The following is a 9,131-nucleotide window of genomic DNA, read 5'->3' on the forward strand; positions in this document are numbered from 1 at the left end:
TAAAGGTTTCATCCTATTTTACCTTTTTTGGTCTACCCCCTTGACAATTTGCACTTTTTCTTAACTTGTCACAAATGGAGATAGGTTACATTCGTTAAATACCTTACACTGTTTCGTTGGCTAAATTCTTTATATGAAGATTAAGACCAACTGTCACAAATAGCGTTAAATTTTATGTAGGTAGTTGCGCTTGAGGGTTCTTTCCTAAGCTAAGAGCACTAAAGCCCAACTACATACCTTTGTTTAATTTTCCAGTTTGCCTTAGTCCTATCTATTATGAATTTGCCTAATCTGATTACTTTTTCTCGCTTGCTGGGAGTACCTTTCCTGCTCTACGGTTTGTACGACCCAAGCGCTCAAAGCCGCTGGATTTGCACCGCGATTTTTGTGGTAGCTGCCGCTACTGATTGGCTGGACGGCTATTTGGCTAGGAAGCTGAATCAAATTACCGATTTGGGTAAGTTTCTCGATCCTTTGGTGGATAAATTGTTGGTTCTCGCGCCGCTTTTAGTGTTGATTGAGTTGGGTAGAGTCCCGGCTTGGGGAGTGTTTTTGATTTTGGGAAGAGAGTTGACAATTGCGGGGTGGCGTGTTAATAAAACTACGATTTCTGGAGCTAATATTTGGGGGAAGTTGAAGACGGTGAGTCAGATTGTGGCGATCGCACTTTTAATTGCTCCTCTGTCTGAAGCGTGGAATTTTCCTGCAGTAATTGCTTTTTGGGTTTCTGTGGCTTTAACTTTGATTTCTGGCGCTATTTATCTGTGGCCGGAAAAGAATGCTGAGCTTGACAAAGCCTAGTTATTCCTTATTCTGTTTAATATAAAATCTAAAATCCAATGAACTTAGGGATTCAGGCTAAATTATTGGCTAGCTTTGGAGCTTTGATAGCCTTACTCGCAGGTGTGGGGTTTGTTGGTTGGCGAAACACAGTTGAACTAGCCGAAGATGCGGAGAAATTGTACACATATCAAGTTAAGGGGACAGTTGCTCTAGCCAACGCCGAGTCGGCTTTGTGGAAGCTTCGTTACGGCTTCCCCCAGTTTATAGTTCAACCTGAAAAGCGATCTGAAATTTTGGCGCAAGAGCCACAGTTATACAAAATAATTGACGATAGCCTGCGAGAATATGCTAAAGGTGAACTCACATCGGAAGAGCAAGCAGCTTTCAAAAAAGTGCAAGATATTTATCAAAGGTATGTTGCAGCTAGACCTAAGTGGTTTGAGTTGCAGCAAGCAGGCAAAGTTAAGGAAGCAGCAGAGTATCGCGCAGCTACGACAACTCCCTTCGGTGCCGAAACAGTTAATGACTTTTCAGCACTAATCGACCTTCAGCGAAAAGTCGGCGCAACAAAACACGATCAAATTGAAGCGAAGATTGGGCATTTGACCGTCCTGCTACTGCTTACTCTCATCTTCGCTTTGTTGTCTGCAGCATTCCTGACTGCGATCGTCAGCCGTGAGATTGTTAACCCAATAGTACAATCTGTGAGGAAGATTGTCTCTTCTTCAACGCAAATCACAGCCGCCGTGGCTCAGCAGGAACACACTGTGTCTCAACAAGCTAATGCTGTGAATCAAACGACTGCGACGATGAATGAGTTAGGTGTTGCTTCGGGACTTTCAGCCAAGCAAGCAGAAGCATCAGCAGTCTCGGCTCATCAAGCGCTAACACTAGCTGATTCCGGTAATAAATCCGTAGAAAATACCATGAAGGGGATAGTAACTATTCAAGAAAAAGTAGGAGCGATCACCAAACAGATTACCTATTTGAGCGACAATGCTGTTAAAATTGGTGGAATTTCTGACCTAGTAGCCGATATCGCTAACCAAACCAATATGCTGGCTCTCAATGCCACAGTCGAAGCAGTCCGTGCTGGCGAAAATGGTAAGGGTTTTGCTGTAGTTGCGACAGAAATTCGCCGACTAGCTGAGGAAAGCAAAAAATCAGCCGAGAAAATTAATACTCTGGTGACAGAAATTAAAGTGGCGATCGACCATACGGTGATAGTAACGAATGAAGGAGCAAAAACAGCGGAGCAAGGTATTAAACAAGCTCAAGGGACAACAGAAATTTTTGCGGGTGTAGCAGATGCGATTGACAAAGTATTTTTGAACAACAAACAGATTTCTCTGAATGCTAACCAACAGGCGGTCGCAATTCAACAAGTGCTTGAGGCCATGAACAATGTTAATTTAGGAGCAACAGAAACTGGGAGTAGTCTTGCTCAAGTTAAACTCAGTACGCAACTCCTCAACGAAACCGCAGAAGAACTTAAAAAGCTATCTTAGCATCAGGAATAATGCCCTTCGGCTGCGCGAGCGGTCAAGTCTCGGTTCCTGAGCGAAGTAGAAGGTCAGGGTAAAAAGAAATAAGAGGGGGTACGAGGGTACCGCCCTACAACAACAGGTTTCTGCGAGATTGTTTCGATTTAATAATGACTCCCAGATTTCCGGTAGTGCACCGCTGTAACTCCGTCATTTTTCAGCAAATGACCGTTTTCAACCGCCGCATAAACTACCCAGTGATCGCCACATTCCATCCGACTTATCACTTCGCATTCCAGATAAGCTAGAGCATCAGTCAAAACTGGACAGCCGTTGCTAGCTTCCATTGTTTCGACTCCCGCAAATCTGTCTTCTCCCGGAGCAAAGTTTTTCATGAAATACTTCCGCAACTGTCGCCCTTCGGCTAAGATATTCAGCACAAACTTATCTCCGGCGTACATCAAAGCTTCGATCGATCGATCTTTTGCCACCGCAATCGTCACACCGGGCGGATTAAACGTTGCTTGCGACACCCAGGAAGCCAGCATCGCACTGCTAACCTCCCCCCGCTTCGCCGAGAGTACGCACAGCGAACCAACCAATCTCCCTACTGCTTGTTCAGTGCGATCGCTCCCTGCTGCTAATTGCGGTTTCGGTGCCCGCAATTTTTGCGATCGAATCAAAGCTTGAGCAAAATCCGTTCCCGCTTCTTTGCACTCGTGAATCGTCGCCGCCGTCGGCTTGAATTTGGCTCGAATCGGCTCAAATCCAATTCGATAGCCGGCATCTTTCAGCTTATTTTCCACTAAGTCTATAGCCTCTCCACTCCAGCCAAAAGAACCGAAAACCCCCGCTAGTTTGCTCTTAGTTGCGGTAGATAAAACAATTCCCAAAGCAGTTTGAATTTGCGTCGGAGCGTGTCCTGCTAGAGTGGGAGTTCCGATGATAAATCCCGCGCATTTTTCGATCGCCTCTTTAATTTCTCCCGGTTCGGCAAATTCGCAGTTGATACTTTCCACCGCAACGCCGGCTTTCGTAATTCCTTTGGCGATCGCCTGCGCTAAAGTCGCCGTATTTCCGTAAGCCGAAGCATAAATCAAAGCAACTGTCAAGTCTTTTGAATTTTGTTGCTGGCTCCATTCCCGATACAAATTGCTCAGTTCATTAAGGCCGTAACGGACGATCGGGCCGTGACCGGGAGCATAAAATGCTGTGGGTAAATCCGCTAATTTATCCATTGCGGCCAACACTTGTTTGGCCTGAGATGCGTGCAGAGAATCGTAATAATAGCGCCGATCTTCGCTGTAAACGCTCCACCCTTCATCGAATACTTGGTCGCCGCAAACGTGAGCTCCAAATAGTTTGTCCGTGAACACGATTCGAGTTTGCGGATCGTAGGTGCAAAGTTGATCTGGCCAGCGGGGAGTCGGAGTCGCAATGAATTTTAAGGCGTGACCTTTTCCTAAGTTGAGAGTTTCTTCTCCCCGAACGATCATAATGTTTAATTCTTGGTCGGGAAAAGCGGCGCGCAAACTAATTGCTGCTGGATTCGTGCAAACCAAAGCTACTTGAGGAGCTAATTCTAACAGAGCTTTAATTGTTACTGACCTGTTAGCATTGAAATGCCCCAAAATTATGTAATCCAGCTTTGTCAAGTCCACCCGTTGCTGCAAAAATTCCAGGTAATTTTGAGTAAAAGATTCCCCCGGCGGGTCGAACAAAGCAGTTTGGTCAGCTTGAATAATATAGCTATTTGCTGTTGTACCCTTTTGCAGCGAATACTCGACTTCAAATTTGAGTCTGTCCCAAGTGCGCGATCGCACAATAAAAGTATCGAGTGCGATCGGGATAAACTGCACGTCGCGGGGTTTGGTATCAGAAGCCAGTCTTGGAGTCAAAGTGTTAGTCATTAATTGCACCTATGAGAAACTGAACTACAGAACTTCTTTTGATTTCGTGCCAAAACTTGGTATCTACAATGTCAAACCTTGCACCTCTACCCTGTAAATTGGTATCCAGGTCAGTCAGAAATTCCCTGGTTTTCAAATCATCCCCAATTTGGATAAAGCTGACTCCAATTTCTTCATCTTTCTCTATTTTATTTGCCGCACTTACAAGAATTTCAGCGACTGCAGCGGTATTTTCTGGTTTTTGATCTAGGACTGCAACAATTATTGCTCCTTTCTTACCTTTGCCATCTGTTTTGTTGGCGAAATAATCGCTAAAACTTGCTTTAAGAGCTTCTTCCAAATTAATTGCAGTCGGCTTTGCTGAATCCGGTTCCGTATTTTGTCGCTGCAAAATTTCAGCTAACCGGGCAACATTGGAATTTTTATACTTCCACATAGGAGTAGAAGCTTCGTAAAGAGTGATGCCGTCGGTGTCAAATTCCTGACATTTTTTTGCTAAGTCGATCAGAGATGCCTGTGCTTCTACCCATTCCTCGTACCAAGGATGTTGGGCGTCTCGGCTGGCATCGCTTCTGGCAATAATAATTGTGTAATCTCGGTCTTCTAAAAGATTGGCAGGCATTGGCAATTCCCCTAGTTAAAATGCAGTCAAAATGACAACGGTTTGCCCGGTAAGGTGCTTAGATTGCACCCTACTTTGAGAGCCTGGTAAGGTGCTGAGGTTGCACCTTACTTTGAGAGCCACTGCGTACAAGAAATCACGTTTCTCCCCTGACAAAGAGTCCGTTAAATCCGTTCAACCCCGTACACTGCTCGTTGCCGAAATTGCTTCCTAATAGTGATTTCCGACTTTGCGGTGGTGAACGGCAGGCAGTGCATCGGGATTGGATACGCGGCCGCTATCGACGATCGCATATACGATATGATGGTCCGAAAGTTCCATCCGGCTGACAACTTCGCACTCCATGTAAGCCAAAGCCTCTGTCAAAATCGGAGAACCGTTGGTTGCAGGCTGAGTTTTAACTCCGGCAAATCGATCGGCACCAGGAGCAAAACGCTTTAAAAAGTGCCTCATCAAAGTTTGATAATTGCCTTCTTCCAGCACGTTGAGAACAAATTTATCTCCCGCGTGCATCATCGATTCGATCGCCCGATCCTTCGCTACTGCTATTGTTAAACCCAGGGGTTTAAAGCTTGCTTGCGTTACCCAAGAAGCTAGCATCGCACCGCTAACATCGCCTTTTTGGGCGGTGATGATGTACAGTCCGCCGCTGATTCGTCCCAAAGCTTTATCGAGGTCGCTGTCGAGGGATTTCATCTGTTTGACTGCTTTGTCCCGCGTCAGCCACTGTCCTAAGTCAGTGCCGGCTTCGTCGCAAAGTTGATAACTCGCTTCAGTCGGTGATTCTTTAATTAAAATGTTGGGAAATGCTTCTTTTAAACCCAACTCTTTGAACTTGTTTCTCAGCGGGTAAATAGATACGTCATCGCCACCGCCGGATTCGCACAAACCGAAAGATTGTTTGTTGTTAGCAGCAACTAAAACTGTGTTGATGGCAGCTTCGGCATTCGCAGCAGCAGTACCGCTACTCGGCGGCGAACAAATTACGATACCGGCAGCATTACCGACAAGTTCCGCAACTTCTTGCAAGTCGGCGATTCTCAAATCCATCATTTCCACGGCGACACCGGTTTTGGTGATACCGTGGGCGATCGCTTGGCTGAGTCGATCGCTAAATCCGTAGTCGGAGGTGTAAAATACCGCTACAGTAGTTTCTGCCTTAGCTTGTGCTTGGCTCCACTTTTTGTAGCGTCCCGTAAGTTCCACAACATTGTGCCGCAGCAAGGGCCCGTGACCGGTCGCAACTGTACCGATTTCTCCCAACTCTGCCATCCGCTTCATCGCAGCGAGTACCGATCGAGCGTTGGGAGCCATCAAACACTCATAATAAAAGTGGTAATCTTCCTCAACTGCTGCTAAATCGTCATCGAAGGTGCTGTCGGAACAGTAGTGCATCCCGAAAGCATCGCAGGTAAACAGCACTTGAGTTTTGCTGTCGTAGCTGAAAATAGTATCAGGCCAGTGCAAGTTCGGGGCCGATACAAATTCGATAATGTGGCCGTTTCCTAAATCTAGTTTGTCCCCATTTTTGACTACCAATCTTTCAAATGGTTGGTGTACAAGATTTTCTAAAAATTGAATTGCTACTTTCGCCCCCACGACAATCGCTTGGGGTGCCAGCGCCAACACGTCTTTGACTAAACCGCTGTGGTCTGGTTCGGTGTGGCTGATAATTAGATAGTCAATCTCTTTGGGGTCAATTTCGCCCGTCAGAGTTTCCATGTACTGCTGGCGAAACTTCTCGTGCGAGGTATCGACGAGGGCGGTTTTGTCACCGCGAATGATGAATGAGTTGTAAGTTGTACCGTTTTTGAGCCCGAATTCGATGTCAAAGCGGTCTCTATCCCAGTCCAGGCATCGAATTGCCGTTGTGTCAGGGGCAATTTCGACTTTTTCCACCGTCAATCTGCGTTGGACTCGTTCAGTCAGCGCTACCATCAGTGCCTCCTTGTCTGTTACCCATTACCTTATTCTTTTCATTCTGACACGTTTCTTTTGTAAATCTTTATAAAATTTCTTATGAGGCTGTTAAGTATCCCAAAATTTATGGCGTAAGGCAGTTCGGCAACAAAGCACTGTACGGGATGTAACGGATTTGAGGAAGAAGGAAAATTCAATAAAATCAATTTTTGGTCTACAAACAGTTGACAATAAACTTATCTCTGTGGTAATAAAACTGAGTTCAAGTGGTTCGGCGATCGCCACTTTAGAAGAATATCAGTCAAATGCGATTATCGATCGCGCGGCGATTTGGATTAGGGACAATAACTCGGCATTTAAGTCAACCTAATCAAACGTCAAATGCGATCGCGCTTTCTTATCCCTGATTTCTTTAAGAAGTCCGGGATTTGGGGATAATGATAGAAGAAAAAAAATTCCAATCCGCAATCAAAAATCTACTCATAGATTTACATCTATGTCTGAAAGTTCCTTTGATAAAAATAATTTGGGTTGGCAATTAGGACAGTCGCAACAGCGATTGCAGGAGAGGTGGGAACTAAAAACTGCCCAAAATATACCGAATGTCCAATTGCCATCTTGGTTTGATTCCTCGATATTGGGTGCGATCGCTAAAGCCACCTTTTGGTTAATTTTAGCATTGCTCGCAGTCTGGGCGAGTTGGCAGATTTAGCAACTGTTACGTTTTTATATTCATAATTCAAAAATAGGAATCAAACAACTGATGGAAGTGCGAAACAAACAATTAAAGATTTGTCCGTAGCAGAATGGTTGTTGCGATCGCAAAAGTTGCAGCAACAAGGGAAATACCGCCAAGCTTGCCGCTGTCTTTACATGGCGGTTGCAGCGGTTAAATGATGCGGGAACCGCGATTCACCAACCCAGCCGCACTGATGGCGAATATTTGCAATTAATCCAGCAATTACCCCAGCCAGTCCCTTACGAAACTTTGATAAGAATACATCAGCAACTATATTTTCGGCATAGGGAAGCTTCCGCCTCAACCTTTGAACAGTGTCAGCAAGCTGGTCAACAAATTAAGGATTAAGTAGGTAAACACAAAAAAACAATAATATCCAATCGATAATTTTAGGGGCGGGTTTTTACCAACAATAATTACCACAAACCGACAATCTCAAAAACCCCCACCCAATAGCCAATTGCAATCTACTTTTTTCAATATACAAGGGTTCAAGGTTGTACTCGAATAACGGGCGTAGCATCTAAGAGTACGACCTAAAAATGGTTCTATCAGACCGAAGTAGCAAATGGGTTGAAAGCCACGAAACTAGCACCAGCAATGGGATTCGGGTCGAAGCCGCCCACAATTAGCCCTGTAGGTGAATCCCATTAGTTGTCGGTGCCAGCGACTGTCACACAGCGAAGATTTTACCCGCGTACCTCACTTTCTTGAAAAAAGCTGTAGTGAGGAATCAGACTGATAAAAAGCATTTAACTACTTGCGGGACATATTAGTAGAGCAAGGATTCCTCGCCCTACTAACAGCCTTAGATGAGAGTGATACTTGTTGCCGCTGTACTGCCGAAACTGTAGCCCGCAGTGGGGTTAGCAAGACCTAAGCGCACAATCCCATTATTGGTACTAAATGGGTTGTCTTGAATAGTAAAGGTTTGGCTGAGTTGGCCGTTGGCGAAGGACAACGTGCCGCCAGTGGGGCCGCCCGGGTTAAGCAGGTAGTCGGTACCATATACAGGTGCAGGGCCGGCGCCTGGAGTACCCGCCAGAATAATATAATCAATCGATGCTGCACCTAAGCCGCTTGAGCGGGTAACTGTAACCGTTGTGTTGCCCCCCTGAGTGGCGATCGAGCCGTAATTAGACGCACTATACTGGAAGATATTGCCAGATGCACTGCTGCTACCGTCAATAATGTCTAGTATTGCTGTTGACGGAGTGCCGACGGGGCCGTTGTTGAGATATAGGTTAACACTCTCAGTCATTTCAGGCACAGTATCAGCATTGACAAAGATGTTGAACGTCGTGGAAGTTACCCCAGGGCCAAAGTTGAGTACACCAGCAGTAGACGCATAATCAGCCGCAGTTCCTCCAGTTGATAGGGCGGTGCCGTCAAGAGTACTGTAGCTAATGGTTCCGGCAGCCGTACTGGGGCCGATGCGATTGACTGTCACCGTAGCAAAGCCAGATGATTCCGGAGTGGTGAAAGTAGCCGCACTAAAAACAAACTGGGTTGCTGTTGATGTTGCTGGAGTTGGAGTCGGCGTCGGAGTTGTCCCCGGAGTTGGCGCAACATCATTAATCGTCAAAATTGACGGACTACTGACATTGCCACCGAAGAGCACCAAATTCACCGTTTCCGCCGATTCCGAAATCGCATCAGTCAAAGTCGGCACG

At 45.8% G+C, this 9,131-nt stretch carries 9 protein-coding genes; 5 read left to right on the forward strand and 4 right to left on the reverse strand.

Features of this window, described 5'->3' with window-relative positions; translation table 11 throughout:
- The first annotated feature begins 276 nt into the window (after positions 1 to 276).
- Both pgsA and QUA33_RS20705 read left to right on the forward strand, forming a co-directional pair.
- Complete coding sequence (pgsA, locus tag QUA33_RS20700; RefSeq protein WP_333073325.1) at positions 277 to 801, forward strand: CDP-diacylglycerol--glycerol-3-phosphate 3-phosphatidyltransferase; 525 nt, start codon at positions 277 to 279, stop codon at positions 799 to 801.
- Between the two features lie 38 nt (positions 802 to 839).
- Complete coding sequence (locus QUA33_RS20705) at positions 840 to 2,291, forward strand: methyl-accepting chemotaxis protein (RefSeq protein WP_333150764.1); 1,452 nt, start codon at positions 840 to 842, stop codon at positions 2,289 to 2,291.
- A gap of 140 nt (positions 2,292 to 2,431) precedes the next feature.
- Here the strand turns inward: QUA33_RS20705 and QUA33_RS20710 are convergent, their stop codons facing one another.
- The 3 genes from QUA33_RS20710 to QUA33_RS20720 all read right to left on the reverse strand — a co-directional run bounded on the left by QUA33_RS20710 (position 2,432) and on the right by QUA33_RS20720 (position 6,737).
- Positions 2,432 to 4,177 (reverse strand): diflavin flavoprotein, encoded by a 1,746-nt coding sequence (locus tag QUA33_RS20710; RefSeq protein WP_333150766.1) that lies wholly within the window; start codon positions 4,175 to 4,177, stop codon positions 2,432 to 2,434.
- The gene (locus tag QUA33_RS20715) at positions 4,170 to 4,799 is read right to left on the reverse strand and encodes a hypothetical protein (RefSeq protein WP_333099448.1); all 630 of its coding nucleotides are present in this window, start codon (positions 4,797 to 4,799) and stop codon (positions 4,170 to 4,172) included. The genes QUA33_RS20710 and QUA33_RS20715 overlap by 8 nt, the downstream gene beginning before the upstream one ends.
- Positions 4,800 to 5,009: 210 nt before the next feature.
- On the reverse strand, positions 5,010 to 6,737 hold the full coding sequence (locus QUA33_RS20720) for a diflavin flavoprotein (RefSeq protein WP_333150768.1): 1,728 nt from the start codon (positions 6,735 to 6,737) through the stop codon (positions 5,010 to 5,012).
- 226 nt (positions 6,738 to 6,963) lie between these two features.
- On the opposite strand from QUA33_RS20720, the gene QUA33_RS20725 reads away from it, so the two are divergent.
- The 3 genes from QUA33_RS20725 to QUA33_RS28305 all read left to right on the forward strand — a co-directional run bounded on the left by QUA33_RS20725 (position 6,964) and on the right by QUA33_RS28305 (position 7,806).
- A complete protein-coding gene (locus QUA33_RS20725) occupies positions 6,964 to 7,089 on the forward strand; it encodes a hypothetical protein (RefSeq protein WP_333150770.1) in 126 nt (41 codons plus the stop codon).
- A 126-nt stretch (positions 7,090 to 7,215) separates the two neighbouring features.
- Positions 7,216 to 7,431, forward strand: a complete 216-nt coding sequence (locus tag QUA33_RS20730) for a hypothetical protein (RefSeq protein WP_333150772.1) — start codon at positions 7,216 to 7,218, stop codon at positions 7,429 to 7,431.
- Positions 7,432 to 7,599: 168 nt separating this feature from the next.
- Positions 7,600 to 7,806 carry a DUF4129 domain-containing protein gene (locus QUA33_RS28305; protein ID WP_445243270.1) on the forward strand — a complete coding sequence of 69 codons (207 nt, stop codon included), beginning with the start codon at positions 7,600 to 7,602 and terminating at the stop codon, positions 7,804 to 7,806.
- A 460-nt stretch (positions 7,807 to 8,266) separates the two neighbouring features.
- Here QUA33_RS28305 and QUA33_RS20735 read toward each other — a convergent pair.
- Positions 8,267 to 9,131, reverse strand: an 865-nt coding sequence (locus QUA33_RS20735; RefSeq protein ID WP_333094817.1) for a Calx-beta domain-containing protein, incomplete at its 5' end; no start/stop codon positions are given.

Source organism: Microcoleus sp. Pol14D4 (genome assembly GCF_036701245.1).
GTDB lineage: Bacteria > Cyanobacteriota > Cyanobacteriia > Cyanobacteriales > Microcoleaceae > Microcoleus.

Coding starts and splice junctions, on each gene's coding strand:
- pgsA (WP_333073325.1), top strand. CDS start 277: ATGAATTTGCCTAATCTGATTACTTTTTCTCGCTTGCTGGGAGTACCT.
- QUA33_RS20705 (WP_333150764.1), top strand. CDS start 840: ATGAACTTAGGGATTCAGGCTAAATTATTGGCTAGCTTTGGAGCTTTG.
- QUA33_RS20710 (WP_333150766.1), bottom strand. CDS start 4,177: ATGACTAACACTTTGACTCCAAGACTGGCTTCTGATACCAAACCCCGC.
- QUA33_RS20715 (WP_333099448.1), bottom strand. CDS start 4,799: ATGCCTGCCAATCTTTTAGAAGACCGAGATTACACAATTATTATTGCC.
- QUA33_RS20720 (WP_333150768.1), bottom strand. CDS start 6,737: ATGGTAGCGCTGACTGAACGAGTCCAACGCAGATTGACGGTGGAAAAA.
- QUA33_RS20730 (WP_333150772.1), top strand. CDS start 7,216: ATGTCTGAAAGTTCCTTTGATAAAAATAATTTGGGTTGGCAATTAGGA.